The organism is Kribbella voronezhensis (assembly GCF_004365175.1).
Taxonomy (GTDB): domain Bacteria; phylum Actinomycetota; class Actinomycetes; order Propionibacteriales; family Kribbellaceae; genus Kribbella; species Kribbella voronezhensis.
Genome location: NZ_SOCE01000001.1, coordinates 794204 through 814493, shown reverse-complemented (window position 1 = coordinate 814493; position 20290 = coordinate 794204). Strand labels below are relative to the sequence as shown.

General features: G+C 69.2%; 16 protein-coding genes. 7 read left to right on the top strand and 9 right to left on the bottom strand.

The features are described from left to right. Positions 1-34: 34 nt before the first annotated feature. Complete coding sequence (locus EV138_RS03550; RefSeq protein WP_133977006.1) at positions 35-775, top strand: sulfite exporter TauE/SafE family protein; 741 nt, start codon at positions 35-37, stop codon at positions 773-775. A 64-nt stretch (positions 776-839) separates the two neighbouring features. On the opposite strand, the gene araA is transcribed toward EV138_RS03550, so the two are convergent. From araA to EV138_RS03520, 6 genes are all read right to left on the bottom strand, one after another. Continuing rightward, positions 840-2345 carry an L-arabinose isomerase gene (gene araA / locus EV138_RS03545; protein ID WP_133977005.1) on the bottom strand — a complete coding sequence of 502 codons (1506 nt, stop codon included), beginning with the start codon at positions 2343-2345 and terminating at the stop codon, positions 840-842. 14 nt (positions 2346-2359) lie between these two features. Then, positions 2360-3025: an L-ribulose-5-phosphate 4-epimerase gene (locus EV138_RS03540; RefSeq protein ID WP_133977004.1), complete on the bottom strand. Its 666-nt coding sequence runs from the start codon at positions 3023-3025 to the stop codon at positions 2360-2362. Then, on the bottom strand, positions 3022-4707 hold the full coding sequence (gene araB / locus EV138_RS03535) for a ribulokinase (RefSeq protein WP_133977003.1): 1686 nt from the start codon (positions 4705-4707) through the stop codon (positions 3022-3024). Before araB ends, EV138_RS03540 begins: the two co-directional genes overlap by 4 nt. Positions 4708-4748: 41 nt before the next feature. Further along, entirely contained in the window at positions 4749-5765 is a 1017-nt protein-coding gene (locus EV138_RS03530) for a LacI family DNA-binding transcriptional regulator (protein WP_133977002.1), read from the bottom strand. A 60-nt stretch (positions 5766-5825) separates the two neighbouring features. After that, a complete protein-coding gene (locus EV138_RS03525) occupies positions 5826-7112 on the bottom strand; it encodes an alpha-galactosidase (protein ID WP_238157939.1) in 1287 nt (428 codons plus the stop codon). Between the two features lie 71 nt (positions 7113-7183). After that, positions 7184-7906: a helix-turn-helix domain-containing protein gene (locus EV138_RS03520; RefSeq protein ID WP_166678479.1), complete on the bottom strand. Its 723-nt coding sequence runs from the start codon at positions 7904-7906 to the stop codon at positions 7184-7186. A 72-nt stretch (positions 7907-7978) separates the two neighbouring features. On the opposite strand from EV138_RS03520, the gene EV138_RS03515 reads away from it, so the two are divergent. Continuing rightward, positions 7979-9547, top strand: a complete 1569-nt coding sequence (locus EV138_RS03515; RefSeq protein WP_133977000.1) for an FAD-dependent oxidoreductase — start codon at positions 7979-7981, stop codon at positions 9545-9547. Here EV138_RS03515 and EV138_RS03510 read toward each other — a convergent pair. Together EV138_RS03510 and EV138_RS03505 are read right to left on the bottom strand one after the other, a co-directional pair. Then, on the bottom strand, positions 9525-10667 hold the full coding sequence (locus EV138_RS03510; RefSeq protein WP_166678478.1) for a glycoside hydrolase 5 family protein: 1143 nt from the start codon (positions 10665-10667) through the stop codon (positions 9525-9527). The genes EV138_RS03515 and EV138_RS03510 overlap by 23 nt on opposite strands. 16 nt (positions 10668-10683) lie before the next feature. Continuing rightward, complete coding sequence (locus EV138_RS03505; protein ID WP_133976998.1) at positions 10684-12300, bottom strand: FAD-dependent oxidoreductase; 1617 nt, start codon at positions 12298-12300, stop codon at positions 10684-10686. A 145-nt stretch (positions 12301-12445) separates the two neighbouring features. Here EV138_RS03505 and EV138_RS03500 point away from each other — a divergent pair, with 145 nt between their 5' ends. From EV138_RS03500 to EV138_RS03485, 4 genes are read left to right on the top strand one after another with little or no spacing between them, the layout of a single operon-like run. Then, entirely contained in the window at positions 12446-13819 is a 1374-nt protein-coding gene (locus tag EV138_RS03500) for an extracellular solute-binding protein (protein ID WP_133976997.1), read from the top strand. Between the two features lie 34 nt (positions 13820-13853). Further along, complete coding sequence (locus EV138_RS03495) at positions 13854-14696, top strand: carbohydrate ABC transporter permease (RefSeq protein WP_232828689.1); 843 nt, start codon at positions 13854-13856, stop codon at positions 14694-14696. Beyond that, positions 14693-15577 carry a carbohydrate ABC transporter permease gene (locus EV138_RS03490; RefSeq protein ID WP_133976996.1) on the top strand — a complete coding sequence of 295 codons (885 nt, stop codon included), beginning with the start codon at positions 14693-14695 and terminating at the stop codon, positions 15575-15577. Before EV138_RS03495 ends, EV138_RS03490 begins: the two co-directional genes overlap by 4 nt. After that, a complete protein-coding gene (locus EV138_RS03485) occupies positions 15574-16443 on the top strand; it encodes an NAD-dependent epimerase/dehydratase family protein (RefSeq protein WP_133976995.1) in 870 nt (289 codons plus the stop codon). Before EV138_RS03490 ends, EV138_RS03485 begins: the two co-directional genes overlap by 4 nt. Here EV138_RS03485 and EV138_RS03480 read toward each other — a convergent pair. Next, positions 16416-17411, bottom strand: coding sequence for a LacI family DNA-binding transcriptional regulator (locus tag EV138_RS03480; protein ID WP_202866606.1), 996 nt, complete (start codon positions 17409-17411; stop codon positions 16416-16418). The genes EV138_RS03485 and EV138_RS03480 overlap by 28 nt on opposite strands. Before the next feature lie 99 nt (positions 17412-17510). Here EV138_RS03480 and EV138_RS03475 point away from each other — a divergent pair, with 99 nt between their 5' ends. After that, positions 17511-20282: a sugar-binding protein gene (locus EV138_RS03475; RefSeq protein WP_133976994.1), complete on the top strand. Its 2772-nt coding sequence runs from the start codon at positions 17511-17513 to the stop codon at positions 20280-20282. The last annotated feature ends 8 nt before the right edge of the window (positions 20283-20290 follow it).

The following is a 20290-nucleotide window of genomic DNA, read 5'->3' as shown; positions in this document are numbered from 1 at the left end:
TCCCGTGGCGGGTGGTCCCGTCTAGGCTGCGGGCATGTCCGCAGCCGGAGGTGCCTGGTCCGCGGAGGTGCTCCTCGCCGGCGTCGTCATGCTGGGCGCGTCGGTGCAGTGGCTGACCGGGATGGGGTTCGCGCTGGTCGCCGTACCGGCTCTGATCCTGCTGCTCGGTCCCGGTGACGGGGTCGCGCTGGCGAACTGCGCATCGGGCGTCATCTGTTTGGTCGGGCTGACCGGCGGGTGGGTCAACGTCCGGTTGCGAGCGATGGTCCCGCTGGTTCTCGCCGCCGCCTGCACGGTTCCGCTCGGAAGTTGGGTCACGAACCACCTGCCGGAGCCTGTCCTGCTCGCCGGGATGGGCGCACTGGTGACCGCGGCCGTAGTACTCGTGATGAGCGGTCTGCGTGTACAAGCCCTGAATGGTCTCGGCGGAGCGCTGACCGCCGGTGCGGCCGGTGGCTTCATGAACGCCGCAGCCGGCCTCGGCGGCCCGCCGATCTCCTTGTACGCCGTCAACGCGGGCTGGACGATTCGGGAGTTCGTCCCCAACGCGCTGTTCTACGGCGTTGTGGTGAACATCTTCTCGGTGCTCTCCAACGGACTTCCCCAGCTCCGCGCAGGCAGCTGGGTCGCCGCGACAGCCGGCCTGTCCGTCGGTGCCCTGATCGGCCGCACGCTCGCCGGCCGCCTGCCGGATCGCATCGCCCGGCTCCTCGTTCTCCTGCTCGCCCTGGCCGGCGGCATCTCCACCTTGGTCAAAGGCGTCCTCGGCCTGTGAACCTCATGAGCCGCAGCTGGACCGGACGGTCCAGCCACGGCTCAGAGGGTTTCGCCCGCGGCGCTCAGAAGCCGAGGGCGAGGCGGTGGTAGACCTGGTTCCAGCGGATCTCCTGCTGGAGGTGGCGGACGTCGGTGCTGTCGTCGATCATCAGCAGCTCGGTCTTGAGCATCGTCGCCAGGTCGTCCAGTTCCTCCGACGTGACCGTCGTCGAGAGCACGGTGTGGTGCGGTGCGCCCGCCGTCAGCCAGGACTCGGCCGAGGTACGGAAGTCGGGCCGCGGCTTCCAGACCGCCCGGGCGACCGGGAGCCGGGGGAGTGGGTGCTCGGGGGCGACCACGTCGATCTCGTTGCCGATCAGCCGGAACCGGTCGCCGAGGTCGGCCATCCCGACCACCAGGCCGGCCCCCGGTGCGGCGTCGAACACCATCCGGACCGGGTCCTCGCGGTTGCCGATGCCGAGCGGGTGGATCTCGATCGACGGCGTACCGGTCGCGATACTCGGGCAGACCTCGAGCATGTGCGCGCCGAGGATCAGCTCCTCGCCCGGCACCAGGTGGTAGGTGTAGTCCTCCATGAACGACGTCCCACCCGGCCGGTCGCCGGCGATGACCTTGAGCGTGCGGAGCAGCACCGAGGTCTTCCAGTCGCCCTCGCCGCCGAAACCGTAGCCGTCGGCCATCAACCGCTGGACGGCCAGTCCTGGCAGTTGGCGCAGGCCACCCAGGTCTTCGAAGTTCGTCGTGAAGGCGGTGAAGTCACCGGCCTCCAGGAAGGCCCGCATACCGGCCTCCAGCCGCGCGGCATAACGCAGCGACTCGTGACGATCGCCGTCGGACCGGAGCTCGGGGGCCAGCCGATACGAGTCGTCGTACTCCTTGACGAGCGCGTCGATGTCGGCATCCGGTACGGCGTCGACCGAGGCGACCAGGTCGTTCACGGCATAGGTGTTGACCGACACCCCGAACCGGCGTTGCGCCTCCACCTTGTCGCCTTCGGTGACGGCGACGTCGCGCATGTTGTCGCCGAACCGGGCCAGCTTCATCGAGCGCAGCTCGGCCAGCCCGGTCGCGGCCCGGGCCCAGCCGCCGATCCGCGCGGTGACCGACGGGTCGCTGACATGGCCCGCGACCGTGGTCCGGGGGATCCCCAGCCGGGTCTGGATGAAGCCGAACTCGCGGTCGCCGTGGGCGGCCTGGTTCAGGTTCATGAAGTCCATGTCGATCTCGGCCCAGGGCAGGCCGACGTTCGCCTGGGTGTGCAGGTGCAGCAGCGGCAACTGGAGTGCCTCCAGGCCGGCGATCCACATCTTGGCCGGCGAGAAGGTGTGCATCCAGGCGATCACGCCGATGCACTCGCCGTCCAGGTTCGCCTGCAGGATGGTGTTCTTGATCGCCGCGGCGTCGGTGACGACCGGGAACCACACCACCTCGGCGGGCAGGTCGCCGGAGGCGTTCAGCGCGGCCACGATCTGCTGCGACTGGGCGGCGACCTGGTCGAGGGTCTCGGGGCCGTAGAGGCCCTGGCTCCCGGTGAGGAACCAGAGCTGGGGTCGGCGGGAAGCTTTCATGAGGGCTCCGGGGTTCAGCGCTGACCGTAAACGGTCTGGTAGCGGTGGTAGAGGCTGTCGATGTGGCCGGGGTCGATGGGAACGAGCGGGCCGCCGGACCGGGCGATGTGGACAGTGCGGGCGACGTCCTCGCACATGACCGCTGCCTTGACGGCCGCCTTGGCGTCCTTGCCGACGGTGAAGACGCCATGGTTGCGCATCAGCACCGCCGGCGAGCGGGACTCGGCCAGCGTGGCGACGATGCCCTGGCCGATGGAGTCGTCGCCGATCAGGGCGAACGGGCCGACCGGGATGTCGCCGCCGAACTCGTCGGCCATCGCGGTCAGCACGCACGGGATCGGCTCGTCGCGGGCGGCCCAGGCCGTCGCGTACGGCGAATGGGTGTGCACCACGCCGCCGATGTCGGGCCTGGAGCGGTACACGTACGCGTGCGCCGCGGTGTCGCTGGACGGCGCGAGCTCGCCGTCGACCAGGGTGCCGTCGAGGTCGCAGACGACGATCGAGGCGGGCGTGAGGTCGTCGTACGAGATGCCGCTGGGCTTGATCACGAAGAGGTCCTCGCCCGGGACCCGGCCGGAGATGTTCCCCGCGGTCCAGGCGACGAGCCCGTATCTGACCAGTTCGGTGTGCAGGGCACAGACCTGCTCGCGCAGGTCGGCGACTGCTGCCGGCAAGCTCATCCGATCACCTCGTTCCTGAGTTTGTGAAGGCGGTGCAGTACGCCGTTGCCGCCGTACGCCTCGCCGGCGAACCAGTCGTGGAGTTGGCGGTACTCGGCGTACAGCCGGTCGTAGCTGTCGGCGCGGCCCGGATCGGGCCGATAGGCCGACTCGATCCGCCGGCCCATCGACGCCGCTGCCGTCGGCACCTCCGGATAGGTGCCGGCGGCAACGGCTGCATGGATGGCCGACCCGAGGGCCGGGCCCTGCTCGGAGCTGACCACGGAGATCGGCCGGCGCAGTACGTCGGAGTAGATCTGCATCAGCAGGCGGTTCTTCAGCAGACCACCCGCGACGATGAACTCCTCGACCGCGACGCCGGTCTCCTCGAAGGCCTCGACGATCCGGCGGGTGCCGAACGCCGTGGCCTCGATCAGCGCGCGGTAGGTGTCCTCCGGCCGCGTCGCGAGGGTCTGGCCGACGATCACGGCGGACAGGTCGTGGTCGACCAGGACCGACCGGTTGCCGTTGTGCCAGTCGAGCGCGACCAGACCGTGGGCACCGACCGGCTGCTGGCCCGCGAGCTCTTCAAGGTAGGTGTGCACGGAGACGCCGCGTCGTTCGGCTTCGGCCACGTACGCCGGCGGAACGCAGTTGTCCACGAACCAGCCGAAGATGTCGCCGACCGCCGACTGGCCGGCCTCGTAGCCCCAGAGCCCGTCGATGATGCCGCCGTCGACGACGCCGCACATCCCGGGCACCTCGGCGAGGTGGTCCGACGACATCACATGGCAGGTCGACGTCCCCATGATCGCCACGAGTTGGCCGGGGCGGGTGGCATCGGCGGCCGCGGCGGTGACGTGGGCGTCGACGTTGCCCGCGGCCACCGCGATACCGGCCGGGAGCCCGGTCCACTCGGCGGCCTGCTCGGTGAGCCGTCCCGCTGACGCACCGAGCGGCAGCAGTTCCTTCGCGAGCTTGTCGGTGAAGTCGCCGAAGGCGGGGTCGAGCGCGGTCAGGTACTCCCGCGAGGGATAGCCGTGCTCGGTCCTGATGCCCTTGTAGCCGGCCGTGCAGACGTTGCGGGACTCGGTGCCGCTCAGCTGCCAGATGATCCAGTCGGCGGCCTCGATCCATCGCTCGGTCCGGGCGTAGATCTCCGGGTCCTCCTGCAGCAACTGCAGGCCCTTGGCGAACTCCCACTCCGAGGAGATCTTGCCGCCGTACCGGCCGAGCCAGGGCTCGTTGCGCTGCCTGGCCACCTCGTTGATGAGGTCGGCGTGCGGCTGGGCGGCGTGGTGCTTCCAGAGCTTCGGCCAGCTGTGCGGCCGTGCGGCGAGGTCGTCCAGCTCGCACAGCGGCGTGCCGTCGGCGAGCGTCGGGAGCACCGTGCAGGCCGTGAAGTCGGTGCCGATGCCGATCACGTCGGCCGGGTCGACACCGGAGACGGCGAGCGCCTTGGGCACCGCGCGACGGAGTACGTCGATCCAGTCGGTCGGCGACTGCAGGGCCCAGTTCGGGCCGAGGCGGACGCCGGAGCCGGGCAGGCTGGTCTCGATCACGCCGTGGGAGTACTCGTGAACCGCGCTGCCGAGCTCCTCGCCGTCGGAGACGCGGACGACGACGGCGCGCCCCGACAAGGTGCCGAAGTCGATGCCGACGACGAACCCCTGCTCCGGTTCAGTAGGACTGTTAGCGTTCACAATGCTCTCCAGCGGTACGTGTGGTGGTCAAGGGCATGGTCTCAGGCGCCGGCCGGTGCGGCGGTGCTCCGGCGCCGGACGAGTGTCGCGGGCACAACCACGCGACGCCGCCGGGCCGGGGGATCCTCGGCGAGTTGTTCCAGCAGCAACTCGATGCTGTAGCGGCCGACCAGGGTGAAGTCCTGGCGCACGGTCGTCAGCGGGGGACTGAAGAACTCGGCCTCCGGTACGTCGTCGAACCCGACCACGCTGACGTCGTCGGGAACCCGCACGCCGCGTTCGGACAGCGACCGCAGCAAGCCGAGTGCCATCTGGTCGTTGGCCACGAAGACAGCGGTCGCGCTGGACGGCAGCCGCAGGCCGGCCTCGTACCCCGACCGTGGGCTCCAGTCGCCGGGCATGGCCGCGGGGACGGGTCGACCGGCCGCCTCGAGCGTCTCCCGCCAGCCCTTCAATCGTCCCTCGGCCTCGAGCCACTCCTCCGGGCCGGCGATGTGCCAGACGGTCTCGTGGCCGAGTTCGAGCAGATGCTGTACGGCGAGCCGGGCGCCGCCGACCTGGTCGACGCTGACCACCGGCACCCGCCGGGCCCGGCCGCCTTCGACGGCGACCGCCGGGATGTCGTCGGGGATGCTCGACAAGGCACGCGCCGCCTGCCGCTGCGGCGCCACCACGACGATCCCGTCGATCCCCTGACCGGCGAGGTGGTGGATCGCATCCTCGACGCTGTCCCGGGTGATCGCCTTGAGGCTGACGATGCTGATGAAGTACCCGGCGTCGCGGGCGGCCTGCTCGATGCCGTGCACGGTGCTCGCCGGGCCGAACAGCGTGGTGTCGAAGCTGACCACGCCCAGCACCCGGGAATGCCGGGTGACCAGGGCGCGGGCGGTCAGGTTGCGCCGGTAGCCCAGTTCGTCGATCGCCTGCAGGATCCGGTCCCGGGTGCTCGGCCGGACGTTCGGCAGATTGTTCAGGACGCGGGAGACCGTCTGGTGCGAAACGCCGGCCACTCGCGCCACATCTGCCATCACCGGCGGACGTGACGCGCTCGCACTCATAAATCGTTCTCCTCGCTCGGACCTGGTAAGTGTGAACGCTAACACTCTAGCGGCAAAATCTCACCGGTCGTCGTCGAGCCGCAGTAAACGGGAGCCGTGGGAGTCCAGTTCCAGAGGTAGTCCGAGGCCGTCCGGAGAGAGCGTTCTACCGGTCCATAGGTCGGTCACGACGTCCGAATCGCCTGCTCCGATGGACAGTAACGGAAGCGTCACCCGCTGTGGTTCTTCGCCGAGCCAGAAGACGGCGGCGTACCGGGAGCCGGGCCGCTGAGGTGCGGTCGAAGTAGCCGTCCAGACGACGAGGTGGCCGTCCCGCAGTACTTCGCGGTTGTCCTTGGTTGCCGTCAGCACTTCGAGGACGTCGCGGTTGGTGAGCAGGTCGATCGTTGCCCTCGGCGACGTCGGCAGGTCACCGCCGACCATCAGCGGCGAGCGCGCGATGACCCACAGGCTCAACATCGTCTGCTGCTCGGCCGGGGTGAGCCGGCACACCCGATCGTCACCCCGCTCGGCGCGAATGCCGATCCGCCCGAGCGGCAACATGTCGGCGTCGGCCCAGCCGTCCGGCCCCGACTCCGGTGCCCAGCGGGCGAGGCGGGTGAACTGGGCCTCGATGTCGTCCCAGCGGTCCCACAGGTCGTCCGAGATCCGCCACATCGACGAGTGCTCCCGCAGGTGCGGCAGGTTCGCCATCGACAGTTCCCGGCCGGGCGACAGGCTCAGCTCGATCGGCCGCCCGGACTTCTCCACGGCGTCGGCGTACGCCGCGATTTCCCTTGCCTGGTAGGGATAGAGGAAGTCGTCGCCCTTGATGAAGTCGACCCCCCACTCGGCGAGCAGGCCGACCTGCGCGTCGTAGTACGCACTCGCGCCCGGGTGGTCGTGATCGAGCCCGAAGTTGTTCGGGTTCCAGGGGCAGACCGAGGAGGTGTCGGCGACGTCGCGCGCGGTCCACGGCGTACCGGCGATGGGCAGGTCGCGCTCGACGGCTCGCCGCGGGATGCCCCGCATCATGTGTACGCCGAACCGCAGGCCGAGCCGGTGGATCTCCGCGGCCAACGGGGCGAAGCCCTCGCCGCCGGCCGACGACGGGAACCGGTTGGGTGCGGGCAGGAGCTGGCCGTGGTCGTCGAGGACGACGTCCGGATCGTCGTTGTAGCCGTGCGATCTGGCCGCCGGTTCGTACCAGAGGATGTCGATCACCACGGTGTCCCAGCCGTAGGGGAGCAGGTGCTCCGCCATGAACCGGGCGTTGGCGAGTACCTCGTCCTCCGTCACCGTGGATCCGTAGCAGTCCCAGCTGTTCCAGCCCATCGGCGGTGTGGTCCGCCGGGGCGGTGCACTCAAAGGTCGCTCCATAGTGGCGATGGAGTGTAGCCGCCGCCTCAGCCGGGATCCTCGGGTGTCCAGGACCGGGATCAGACCCGGTTGGCGTTGCGGTGGTGGGACGGCGGGTGGCCGGTGTGGCGGGTGAAGACGCGACTGAGGTAGAAGGCGCTTCGGTAGCCGCAGCGTTCGGCGATGGTCTGAAGGGTCGCGTCGGTCTCGGTCAGGAGTTCGCGGGCCTTCTGGAGGCGGAGGCTTCGCAGGTAGGCGACCGGGGTGATTCCTTGCACGGCCTTGAAGCGCCGGGACAGCTGCCCGGGACTGATGCCGAGGGCCGCGGCCAGGTCGGCGAGGGAGAGATCCGGCGAGGCGAAGTGTTCGAGGAGGTACGTCGTGGCGCGCCGGACCAGCTCGTCGCCGGGAGCGTCCCGGTGCGCCCGCAGCGTCATCAAGACGAGGTCGGTGACGACGTGTGCGGCCACCACATCGGCGTGCCCCTCGGCAGTGTCGAGCATCGCCAGATCGGCGCGGAGCCGCTCGAGGTCGGGGAGCCGGGTGCAACCGGCCGGCGGCTCGAGTTCGGTGCTAAAGCGCGCGTGGAAGAACGACGTCGGTCTCACCATCCGGCGCCGCAGGGTGCCACCCGGCGGGCAGATTACGAGGTCGCCGAATCTCGCCACACCTGAGCTCCCGTCCGACACCTCGAAGGTGAAGGCTCCGGTGCGCGGCAGCAGCAGGCACCAGGTGTCGTAGCTGTCGACGGCGAGGCTGAACCGCGTCCGGCGTGCCAGCAGGTAGCCGTCCAGCGTCAGCATGGAAAGAAAGTACATGCCTGTGCTCAATATCGCTATGTACAAGCACTTCACCGCAACGCGACAGTACATGCCATGACGACAACGGTTGATGTCTGTGTCTACGGAGGTACTGCGGCGGGGTGCGTCGCCGCGATGACGGCGCATCAGGAGGGCGCGTCCGTCGTCCTCATCGAGCCCGGGAGCCGACTCGGCGGCATGCTCGGTGCGGGCATCAAACCGCGCCAGGACTGCCCGATCCCGGCCGCGGTCGGCGGGCTGACCAGTGACGTGGTGTTCGGCTTCGGCGACCATCCGCACGAGGTGATGCGCGCGTTCCACCGCTGGATCGCGAGTACGGACATCGAGGTGATCTTCGAGCGCCGTGTTCGTTCGGTCACCCGGGAGGGCAACCGCATCGCGTCGATCCGGTTGGAGACCTCGCAGCCCGACCGGTGGGGCGTGCCGCTGCCCGCTTCGGAGTCCGTCCCCGACGGTGAAGTCCGGGCAGCCGTCTTCATCGACGCGTCGTACGAAGGCGATCTGATGGCACGGGCTGACGTGCCCTACCGGATCGGGCGCGAGTCGCAGGACGCCTTCGGCGAAGAGCTCGCCGGCGTCCGGCCGGTCACCAACTGGACACCGATCGACCCGTACGTCGTACCGGGTGACAGCACGAGTGGTCTGCTCCCGCTGCTCGACCCCGATCACGGCCTCCCGGTCGGAGCGGGGGACAGCTACACGCAGGCCTACAACTATCGCTTCTACGTCACCACCGACCCGGCCCGCCGCGCCCTGCTGACCCCGCCCGACGACTATTCCCCCGACCAGTACGAACTGGTACGCCGGTACGTCGCGCATCTCTCGAACGACCTGGAAGCACTCCGCGGCATCTTTCCGGGCTGGATCAACTCCGGCGAGTACAACTACCAGCGCTCATCGCTGATCACGAACGCTCCACTGGGAGTCAGTCGCGAGTACCAGGACGGCACCTGGGACGACCGGTCGAGAATCTGGCGCGGGCACCTTGACTACCTCCGCGGCCTGCACCACTTCCTGTCGACCGATCCGTCCGTACTGGAGGAGTTTCGCGCCGAGACGGCCGCCTACGGTCTCGATGCGAGTGTCTTCCCCGAGACCGACGGCTGGCCGCCGCAGCTCTACGTGCGGGCGACCCGCCGGCTCGAGGGGAGGTACACCGTGACGCACGCCGACGTGATCAACCAGACCGACCCCGGCGACGGCATCGGCCTCGCGTTGTTCGGCGTCGACGTCTATCCGGTACGGCGAATCCCGTATCGCGACCCGGCGACCGGAGAACTCGGGGTGGCCACCGAGGGCGACATGTTCATCGGCGGGCACCTGGGAACGGGGGAGCCGTACCCGGTCCCTTACCGGGCGGTCGTCCCGCGGCAGGCGGACTGCGGCAACCTCCTCGTCCCGGTCTGCCTGTCCGCGAGCCACATCGGCTATGCCGCCACCCGGATGGAGCCGGTCTTCTGTGTCCTGGCCGAGTCCGCCGCGGTCGCCGCTGTGCAGGCGCTGCGGGCGCAGACCGACGTACAAGCTGTCGACATCACCAAGCTGCAAAGCCGAATCGTCGAACGCGGCCAAGTGATCGCCTGGGAGTCCGAGGAGAGCGTCAGTCCCCGCTTGCCAGAATGACGCGCGGCGGGGCGCCGGCGACCCAGCCGCGTGCCCACCGGTCGGCGAAGTGGAGGTCCGCGATGGCGTCCCGGGACAGGACGACCTCGGTGACCTCCGGTGCAGCCGGCCGGGTACGCCGGAGGTCAGCGATCGTCTCGGCGAAGCGCTGACCGACCGGCTTGACGCGATTGTGGACGTCGAGCAGGCCCAGGTCGTACTCGATCGAGTTGAAGCCGGTGTGGTCGGGACGGATGTCGTGCGACGCCCACCAGGACAACCCGGCCACGCCGGGCGCCGACAGCGCCCCGCGGATCAGCTGCTCGGCCGCATCCTCGACAGCGACGTTGGCGACCCATTCAGGGGCGACGCCGATCTCTTGCACCCAGATCGGCCGTGGCTGCGACTGATAGGCGGCAGCGATCCGCGCGAGGTACGCGCCGATCGCCCAGGAGACGTCGTGGTCCTCACCGAAGCGGCCGAGGAAGCCACTGAAGTACGGCCAGGCGTGGACGGTCGTCACATCGAGTTCGTTCGCGAGCAGCGGGCGGCCGAAGCCGGTCTTCGCGGTCATCCAGGGTTGGTGATCCGCACCGAGGACGACCGGCAGGCCCGGCGCCGCCGACCGGACCGCCGCGATCATGGACCGCGCCCAGGCGTCGAGGTCTGATCCGGTGACCGGCTCCCGCTCGAAACCGGCCAGCATGTTGGGTTCGTTCCCGAGGTCCACGCCCGCGCCCGCGGGATGTCCGGCGACGACCTCGGCGACGGCGCCGAGCAGCGTCGTGGCCGCGGAGATCGCCAGCGGGTCGGTGAAGACGTTGCGGTCGTGCATCCAGGCGGGTCGGAAGACCCAGCCGCTGAGGAATCCGTTCAGCACGGTGACCCAGACGTCGAGTCCGGCGGCGTGAGCCCGGTCCAGCACGGTGGACAGGCGAGCCATCGCTGTCGCGGAGACCGAGGTCGGAAAGGGCTGGAAGACCGGCCACAGGCACTGGATCCGGACATGGTCGCAGCCGAGTGCCGCGATCGCGGCCAGATCGTCCGCGATCGACGCCTCGTCGAAGTCCAGCCAGGCGTTCCACCACTGCTCGCGGGGAACGTAGTTCACGCCGAAAGCCGGCGAGTCCGGGTTGTTCACGTCGTCTCCTGACGGGTCAGCTCTTGGACGGCTGCCAGTTGGCATGGTGGGTACGAATCTCGTCGGACCAGGCCAGCGGAATGCCGAGCGGGCCCGCCAGCACCGCGCGGAAATCGTCCAGCCGGCGCGCATCGTTGCGGATGTCCCGCGGCGGCCGGTTGGTGGCCAGCGCCTGAGCGGCCAGTGCACCGGCAGCCTCGCCGATGCTCCACTCGACCGGGTGCAGCCGGTAACAGCCGTTGGTGATGTGGGTGGTGCCGAGGTTCTTGTTCGCGGGCAGCAGGTTGTCCACCCGGACCGGGATCAAGGCGCCCAGTGGGATCTGGAACGGAAAGCTGTCGACGTCGACGTAGGTCCGGCCGGCGGTACTCGGATGCAGGTCGATCCGGTACGACCCGATGCCGACGCTGTCGGGGAACACCTCCGAGCCCGCGTCCCGGCCGCGCGCCTCGACCCCGACGTGTTGTTCCAGCACGGTGAACTCGGCCTGGATGCGGCGTGATTCCCGGACGTACACGGCCTTCGCGAGGCCGTCGGCGGTGTCGACGACGTCGGGTCGCAGGCGTAGTCCGGGATAGCCGGTGCCACCGTCCGGGCGCGGAGCTTCGGTCTGCATCCAGTACAGGAAGGACAGGGAGAGATCGCGTGCTCCCGCCAGCGCGCGCTGTGTCGTCGCCGCATCCACCCCGAGGAGAGGCAGCTCCCAGTAGTCGATCTGCGGCCAGTTGACGAGGGTGACGTCCGAACGGATGAGCTCTCCCGCGAACTGACTCCGGGCCAGGATCCGCCGGTAGTGCCAATGATCGAGCACGAAGGCGGCGTCCGGATCGCCGTCGAAGATCCGGCGCTCCCTGGGCTTCAGCTCGACGGGGTCGACGTCCACCCAGGACAACTGCGGCCCTGGCCAGAACGGCGCCGCGGTGGTCCGCCAGTGGTCGTAGCCGGCCGGGCGATCGATGACGTGGTCCTCGCCGTCGCGGTGCTCGAGCGGGAAACACCAGCTGACCGCCTGCTGGTCGAGCGGATCCGCCTGCGCGGGTGCGTGTGGCTCACCGGTCTGGTCGTTGCCTTCGGCCCCGATGATGTGCTCGACCCCGGCCAGTTCGAGCACGTCACCGAGCTCGGTGGCATCGATGACGTAGGCGGCCGAGACAGTGACGTCGAGCCCGTCGGTCAGCCGCCGGAACGTTACCGCCTCGACCCGGTCGCCGGTTGCGGCGGCCGAGACGGGCCGGTGCCGGAGCAGGGTCGTCACCAGGCCGGCCGAGCGGTACGGCGCGAGCAGTTCGTCGATCACCGCCACGGCCACCCGCGGCTCGTGGCAGAGCCGGCTGACGAAGCCGAGGCCGGGATTCAAGACCGGGTTCCTGGCCGGCTCCGGGCGCAGCGGATAGTTGCGGCGGTAGTAGTCCCGGATCCGGTTGCGCAGGTCGCGATAGCTCGGCGACGCGTACTGCGAGTCGATCCACGGATGCTCGTCCGGTGGCACGGCCTGCGCCGTGAGTTGCCCGCCGAGCCAGTCGGTCTCCTCGGTCAGCACCACTCGGTGGCCCAGCCGCGCCGCCGTCAGGGCCGCGGCGATCCCGCCGAGGCCGCCACCGACAACGAGCACCGGGCAGTCCTGCTCGTGCATGGATGTCCTTTCCCAGCCGGCGATCGGTCCGGGCCGGCGGACCGGATTCAGCGCCACGGAAATGAACCCTAGCTTTTGCGAAAGCGGTTGCGCTACTCTGCGAAACGATCGGTGCGACGATCGCCATCCCCGCTGAGGAGTTCCGATGACCACAACCGCAATCCGTTCCACCGCAGCGCTCTCCGCCTCCCTCACGCTGCTGGCAGGGCTGGTGGCCTGCTCCAGCGCACCGTCCACGGCCGGTGATTCCGGCTCCGGCGGCCAGGTGACGATCACTGTCGGTGACCGACCCAGCAGCGCCGATCCGACCAACCGGGCGCAGTTCGACAAGAAGGTGGCCGACTTCCAGCAGGCCAACCCCGACATCAAGCTGAACCCGGTCGAGACCATCTGGGACGCCACCACGTTCCAGGCCCAGGCTGCCGGCGGACAGTTGCCCGACGTACTGAGCGTGCCGTTCACCGAGCCGCAGGGCATGATCGCCCGCAAGCAGGTCGCCGACCTGACCAAGGCGCTGAAGGACGACGGGCTGCTGGCCGAGCTCAACCCGAACGTGCTGAAGATCGGCCAGGACCAGGCCGGCAACGTGTACGCGATCCCGACCGCGGCGTACTCGATCGGGCTGATCTACAACCGCGAGCTGTTCACCAAGGCCGGCCTCGATCCGGACAAGCCGCCGGCGACCTGGGACGAGGTCCGCGCGGACGCCAAGCAGATCGCGGCGAAGACTGGTCAGGCCGGCTACGGGCAGATGACCACCACCAACACCGGTGGCTGGATGTTCACCACGCAGACCTACGCGTTCGGCGGCACGGTCGAGAACGCCGAGGGCACCAAGGCGACCTTCGACGACGCGCCGTCGCGGGCGGCGTTGCAGGCGCTGCACGACATGAAGTGGGTCGACAAGTCGATGGGCCAGGCCGTGCTCTACGACTACGACGGGATCCAGAAGGCGTTCGCGGCCGGCAAGATCGGCATGTACATGGGCGCGCCGGACATGTACCGCTCGGTGGTCGTCACCAACGGGCTGAAGCCGGCGTCGTTCGGGGTAGGCCCGCTCCCGCAGCAGGGTGGGGACCACGGCACGCTCACCGGTGGCAGTGTCCAGATCGTCAGCAAGACCACGACGGACGCCGAGAAGGCCGCCGCGATCAAGTGGATCAAGTTCGCCAACCTCAACAAGTACGTGACGCAGGACGCCGCCGTGACCAGCGCCAAGAACGGCGTGGCCGCGAAGCAGCCGGTCGGCGTCCCGGGTCTGCCGGTGATCGCGGCCGACAAGTACGCGACGTACCAGTCCTGGATCAAGCCGTATGTGAACGTGCCGCTGGACAACTTCGCGCCCTACACCAAGGTGGCGGCCGAGCAGAAGATCATCCCCGAGCCGCCGGTGAAGGCGCAGGAGGTGTACGCCGCGCTCGACCCGGTCGTGCAGACCGTGCTGGGCAACGCGAAGGCCGACATCCCGGCGCTGCTGACCAAGGCCGCCGCCACGGTGAACGCCAAGCTCGGGCGCTGACTTGCTCCGCCGCCTGCGCAACGGAGTACCGGCAGTGGTGTTCGCCCTGCCGGTGCTCCTGGTCTTCCTGCTCTTCTCCTGGGGACCGATCGTCAAGGGTCTGGTGATGAGCCTGCAGCAGACCAACCTGGTCGATCCGGTGAAATGGGTGGGGCTGGAGAACTTCCGGTACGTCCTGGCCGATCCCGCGGTCGGACAGGCCACCGTGAACACGGTGTGGTTCACCTTGCTGGCCTTGCTGTTCGGGTTCCCGCTGCCGGTCCTGCTGGCGATGTTCCTGTCCGAGCTGCGCGGACGGTCATGGGCCTACACGACGCTGGCCTACCTGCCGGTGATCACTCCGCCGGTGGTCGCCATCCTGCTGTGGCGGTTCTTCTACGACCCGTCGCCGAACGGGATGTTCAACGGCATCCTCGGCGTGTTCGGCCTCGGGCCGTTTCCCTGGCTGGACAGTCCGCATTCGGCGATGCCGTCGATCGTGCTCGAGGCAACCTGGGCCGGCGCCGGCAATGCGGTGATCATCTACCTGGCCGCGCTGACCTCGGTCCGGACCGATCTCTACGAGGCGGCCGAGCTCGACGGTGCGGGCATCGTGCGACGCGTCTGGCACGTGATGTTGCCGCATCTGCGCGGCGTACTGCTGCTGATGCTGCTGTTGCAGGTGATCGGGACCATGCAGCTGTTCACCGAGCCACTGCTGTTCACCGGTGGCGGACCGCAGAACTCGACCTTGACGATCCTGCTGCTCATCTACAACTACGCCTTCGTCAACGGTGACTACGGCGCGGCCACCGCGTTGAGCGTGCTGCTGGCTGTGGCGCTCGCCGTCCTTTCGGCCGGCTTCCAGCTCGCCACGCGTCGCTGGAGTACCGAATGAGCGCCGAGCGCGGACTGCTCTCGCAGACCGACCGCCTGCGGCGGCGGGTCCGGGTGCCGTTCGTCATCGGGCAGGTGGTGGTGTTCGCCGGCCTGCTGGTCGCCGGCCTCGGCCCGTTCCTCTGGTTGCTCAAGGCAGCGATCTCGCCGACCCAGGACAGCATCCGCAAGCCACTCGCGGTGTTCCCGTCCGGTGAGGTGCAGTGGCAGAACCTCGCCACCGCGTGGCAACAGGGTCACGTCGGTTACTACCTCGGCAACACGGCGATCATCGCTGCCGGTACGGCGCTCGGCTCGCTGATCGTCTGTACGACGGCCGGCTACGTACTGAGTGTGCTCCGGCCGCGTTGGGGTTCAGTGCTGTCCGCGGCGATTCTGGTCACGCTGTTCGTGCCGCACATCGTTTCGCTCGTCCCGCTGTATCTGACCGTGCTGAAGCTGCCGGTCGTCCATACCAACCTGACGAACACGTTCTGGGCCGTCTGGCTGCCTCCGGCCGCCAGCGCGTTCAACGTGCTGATCGTGAAGCGCTTCTTCGACAGCATCCCGCGGGAGTACTTCGAAGCGGCCAGGATCGACGGCGCCGGCTCGCTGCGGGTGTTCACCGCACTGGTGCTCCCGCTGTCGCGCCCGATCCTCGGTGTGGTTCTGCTGCTCAGCATCATCTCCTCGTGGAAGGACTATCTGTGGCCTTTGCTGGTGCTGACGAATCCGGATCTGCAGCCGATCTCGGTGGCCTTGCCGAAGATCGCGAAGGTGACGGAGCTCAACATCCAGTTGGCGGGGCTGTTCCTGGCCCTGCTGATCCCGGTGGCGCTGTTCCTCGTCTTCCAGCGGGCGTTCCTGCGGGGCGTCGGTCTGTCCGGCGGGATCAAGGCGTGACCCGGGTCCTGGTCACCGGTGCGGACGGATCGATCGGCCGGGCCGCCGTGGCCGGCCTGTGCGACGCCGGGTACGGCGTGACCGGGCTGTCGCTGGGGTACGACCACGCGAGTCCGGCAGACCGTCCGCTGGTGGGCGATGCGCGATCACCCGTCGATGTCAGTGCGGCCCTCGAGGACGTGGATGCCGTCCTGCACCTGGCCGCGATCCCGCATCCGAGCCTCGGTACGCCGGAGGAGGTGTTCGAGAACAATGTCGCCGCGACCTTCAACGTGCTGGCCCAGGCCGGCCAGCGCGGGATCGGCCGGGCCGTGATCGCGAGCAGCATCAACGCGTTCGGCGTACCGATGAACGTGAACCCGGTGGTCCCGGCGTACTACCCGCTCGACGAGGACGTGCCGGTGGACATCACCGATGCCTACTCGCTGTCCAAGTACGTGGACGAGCAGACGGCCCGGATGGCCTGGCGGCGCTGGGGCACCGACGTGATCGCCCTGCGTTTCCCGCTGGTGAAGTCGCAGCAGCACCTGCTGCGGTTCCGGGCCACCGCGGAACGCGACCCGTCGTCGATGGCTCGGGAAGGCTGGGCCTACCTCGACCTGCGCGACGGGGTCCGGGCGATCATCGCGGCGCTCGAATGCGAGACACCCGGCGCGCACGTGGTCGGACTTGCCGCTGCCGACATCCTGATCGACCGCCCGACGGACGAACTGCTCCGCGAGTACGCCCCGACGGTTCCGCTGCGGCGTCCGGTCGCCGGTCGCGGGTCGCTGGTCGACACCTCCCGGGCTCGGCAGCTCCTCGGGTTCGTGCCGCGCTACTCGATCCACACCGGCGATCAGGCGGTGTCCGCGATCACCAGTTGAGGTACGGCGTACTGGATGCCCGGCTCGAGGTCGGGCTCGAGCAGGCGGTCCGCCACCAGCCGGCCGATCTCCTCGAGCCCGACGTCGATGGTGGTCAGGTGCCGGCGGACCCGCTGGTCGTGCATCAGCTGCTCCCAGTTGTCGACGCCGATCAGCGCGACGTCGTCGGGCACCCGGCGGCCGCTGGCCCGGATCACCCGCTCGGCGCCGCGGGCGATCGCATCGCTGCCGCAGAAGACCGCGTCCACGTCGGGCACCGCGGCGAGCACCTCGGTCGCGGCCTCCTCGCCCCATTCCTCGCGCCAGCGGCCGAAGCGAACCGGCGTCGCCCAGTCGAGGCCGGCCGCGGCGAGCACTTCGCGGGCGCCCTCCGCTCGGCGCTGCGCGGCGAGGTCGTGCGGCTCGGCGGTGAGGTGGACGATCCGGCGGCGGCCGCCGGCCAGCAGGTGGGTCGCGGCGAGTCGGCCGATGGCGACGTCGTCCGCGGTGATCGTGACGTCTCCGGGGTCCTCGGTGACGGTGAAGGCGTTGATCACCGGGACCTCGAACCGGTTCGTCAGCGACGGGGTCGGGAAGGACGTACCGGTGCCGATCACGATCACGCCGTCGATCCGGCGGGCGCGCAACTGCAGGACGCTCTCGGTGATGTCCTGCTCGTCCATCCGGGCGTCGTACAGCAGGACGGCCTGCTCCTTGGCGCCCAGTTCGGCGGCGACAGTGGCCAGCACGACCCGGCTGAACGGGTTCGAGGCGCGGTGGGTGAGGACGCCGATGGTCTGGCTGCGGCCGCGGGCGAAGGAGCGGGCCAGCGCGTTGTGCCGGAAGCCGAGCCGGTCCGCGGTGACGCGCACGTGCTCGCGGGTCGCGGCCGAGATCCGGTCGGTGCCGTTGAGAGCTTTGGAGGCCGTCGACAGCGAAACCCCAGCCGCGTTCGCCACGTCGGACAGGGTGATCAGCTGGTCGGCCATCTGTTCATCGTAGTCAGTCCCGAGCCATTGACAGCGGTTTGAGCCGGTATCAAGGTGTGACTTGCGAAACCGCTTTCGCTTTCTTGGGAGGAGCACCACATGGCCCGCCGCCGCTCTGGCGCAGTCAGTCTTCTCACGGCCGGTCTGCTGCTGGCCGCCGTACTCCAGTCACCCGCCCGCGCCGCCACGACGATCGCGCCGGCCCTTGCGGTCACCACGCCGACCGTCGGCAACACCTTCACTGCCGGTCAGCCGGTGACGCTCGGCTTCAGTACCGACGCCGCAACCGTCGGCTGGACCGTTCGCGACGCCGCTGGCACCGAGGTGGCCGAAGGCTCCGCGCCGGCCGCGTCGCTGAACGGCCGGCTCACGCTGCCGATCAGTACGCCGGGCTGGTACCAGACCGACCTCACGGCCATCGGCTCCGACGGCTCGACCACCTCCGGTGGCACGGATTTCGCGGTCCTCAGCCCGCATGACTTCTCCACCTCGACCGACACCCGGATCGGCGTCGCTTCAGCGCTGGCCTTCGGCGGCGCCGCCAACCCCGGGCTCGAGGCGGTACCGCTGATGGCGACGGGTGGGATCTCGACAGCCCGCGACGAAGCGTTCTGGTCCTCGGCGGAGACGACGAAGGGCATCATCCAATTCCCGCAGAAGGTCAAGGACTACAAGGCCGCACTGGACGCCAACCACGTCGACTTCCTGAACATCCTCGACTACGGCAACACGCTGTACTACCCGGACGAGGCGCCCGCGACGGACGACCAGCGCGCCGCCTTCGCGCGGTACGCCGTCGCCGCTGTGGACGAGTTCGGCACCGAGCACACGACGTACGAGTTGTGGAACGAGTGGAACCTGCGCGACCCGAACGGTGCTGCCAAAGCCAGCCCGGACAACTACGTCGCGCTGCTCAAGACGGTCAGTGCGGCGGTGCGGGCGAAGCATCCAGACGTGAGGCTGACCGGTCCGGCGCTGGCGGTCATCAATGACTGGCAGGGCTGGTTCACCCGGTTCGCCGACCTGGGCGGGCTGGACTTCGTCGACGCGGTGACCATCCACCCGTACGTGCAGCCGCTCGACCCGGAGGCGTCGGTCACGTACCTCAACACGATCCGCAGCATCATGACGGCGCACGGCTCGACCAAGCCGATCTACATCACCGAGCAGGGCTGGGCGACCGGTTCCAACCCGAGCGCGGTCTCCGAGCCGGCCCAGGCCCGGGACCTGGTCCGCGGCCAGCTGCTCTCGTACGGCGCCGGCGTAGCCCGCTACAGCTCGTACAACTTCATGGATTCCGGCAACGACCCCGCGAACGTCGAGCACCGGTTCGGCCTGGTGCGCAACCGGCTCGACCCACGGGGAGCGCTCGTACCGAAGCCGTCCTATGTCGCCACGGCCGTCCTGGCGCGGCAGATCGACGAACTCCCGCTGATCGGCCAGACCCGCTTCGGCAGCGCCGGGTACGACGTCAGCTTCAACGCCGGTGGCGGCCAAAGCGTCCACGCCGTCTGGTCCGCGACCCCTGGAGTCGTGGCCGCTACGGCACCGGCGGGCTCGACGGTTCAGGTGACCAACCTGTACGGCGTGGAGACGACACTCACCGCAGATCCCAACGGGCATGTCTGGGTGACGGCCGGACCGGACCCTGTCTATCTGCGGGGGGCCATTACAGGACCGATGCTCCCGTCGAGTCGTTTCGCTTTGTCGGTCGCTGCCGAGATCGCTGGGGATCCGGCCACCGGCACGCTGACCTTCACCAACCCGGACGCTGTCGCGCACGCATTCACCGTCAGTGCCGGCGGCGCCGAGACAACTGGCTCGGTCGGCTCGGGCGCTACAGCGACCGCCGCGGTCAGCTACCCGGCGCAGGACTCGACTGGCCCGCGGACGTACTCCGCCAAGGTGACGATGGACGGTCGACCGGTGGCACTGATCACTGCGGCCGGCACAGCGACCGCACCGCTGTCGGTGACCGCTTCGCACGTGCTCAACGGCAGCGGCAAGGACCTGCTCAGATTCCGGGTCACCAATGCGTCGTCGCGGCCCATCCCGATCGCGGGACTCGACTGGGCCTCGGGCCCTGCGTCCGGCACGCTGCTCGCCGGATCCACGGTCCCGGCACACGGTACTGGTCAGGCCGACGTACCGCTGACCCTGACCGGGCCGTCGACGTGGTCCGCGAGTGTTCGCCGGCCAGGGACGGCGGACATCAAGGAGGCAGGCAAGCTCACTGCGGTGGCTGCGCCGACCGTCGCCTACCGGCATCCGGTCAGCCTGGACGGTGTCATCGACCCAGCCGTGGCCGCGCAGCCGGCGACAGCGCTGGAGGGCACCGGTACTCCGCCAGTGACGGGATGGACGGGACCGGACGACCTGTCCGGATCACTGTGGCTGACGCACGACGACCAGTTCCTCTACCTGTCCGCCAAGGTCACCGACGACGTGTTCGCGCAACCGAACCGCAACGGCAACATCTGGGCCGGCGACAGCCTGCAACTCGGCATGAGCGCGGGTGCGCCGGGTGAGGCGACGCAGGTCCAGGAGATCGGCGTCGCGCTGACCGATGCCGGCACCGTGGACACCTGGCGATGGACCCCGGTGAGCCAGACCGGTGCGCCGCCCGGCGTACAGGCCAAGGTGGTTCGTGACGAGGCGGCGCACAGCACGACGTACGAGATCGCGTTCCCGTGGAGCACACTCGGGTTCGCTCCGGACGACCGGTTGCTGTCGACGACCGTCGTGATCAACGAGAACGACGGAACCGGCCGGCGCGGCTGGCTGAGCTGGGGCAAGGGCGTCGCGGAGACGAAGAACCCGGCCGGGTTCAACGCGGTCCGGCTGGCTCCGGCCGCCCTTCCGGCGAGCTGACGGGGGAG

What these genes read in the sequence shown, in the direction of transcription:
- EV138_RS03550 (WP_133977006.1), top strand. Translation starts at nt 35, where the DNA reads ATGTCCGCAGCCGGAGGTGCCTGGTCCGCGGAGGTGCTCCTCGCCGGC.
- araA (WP_133977005.1), bottom strand. Translation starts at nt 2,345, where the DNA reads ATGAAAGCTTCCCGCCGACCCCAGCTCTGGTTCCTCACCGGGAGCCAG.
- EV138_RS03540 (WP_133977004.1), bottom strand. Translation starts at nt 3,025, where the DNA reads ATGAGCTTGCCGGCAGCAGTCGCCGACCTGCGCGAGCAGGTCTGTGCC.
- EV138_RS03530 (WP_133977002.1), bottom strand. Translation starts at nt 5,765, where the DNA reads ATGAGTGCGAGCGCGTCACGTCCGCCGGTGATGGCAGATGTGGCGCGA.
- EV138_RS03520 (WP_166678479.1), bottom strand. Translation starts at nt 7,906, where the DNA reads ATGCTGACGCTGGACGGCTACCTGCTGGCACGCCGGACGCGGTTCAGC.
- EV138_RS03515 (WP_133977000.1), top strand. Translation starts at nt 7,979, where the DNA reads ATGACGACAACGGTTGATGTCTGTGTCTACGGAGGTACTGCGGCGGGG.
- EV138_RS03505 (WP_133976998.1), bottom strand. Translation starts at nt 12,300, where the DNA reads ATGCACGAGCAGGACTGCCCGGTGCTCGTTGTCGGTGGCGGCCTCGGC.
- EV138_RS03500 (WP_133976997.1), top strand. Translation starts at nt 12,446, where the DNA reads ATGACCACAACCGCAATCCGTTCCACCGCAGCGCTCTCCGCCTCCCTC.
- EV138_RS03490 (WP_133976996.1), top strand. Translation starts at nt 14,693, where the DNA reads ATGAGCGCCGAGCGCGGACTGCTCTCGCAGACCGACCGCCTGCGGCGG.
- EV138_RS03480 (WP_202866606.1), bottom strand. Translation starts at nt 17,411, where the DNA reads ATGGCCGACCAGCTGATCACCCTGTCCGACGTGGCGAACGCGGCTGGG.
- EV138_RS03475 (WP_133976994.1), top strand. Translation starts at nt 17,511, where the DNA reads ATGGCCCGCCGCCGCTCTGGCGCAGTCAGTCTTCTCACGGCCGGTCTG.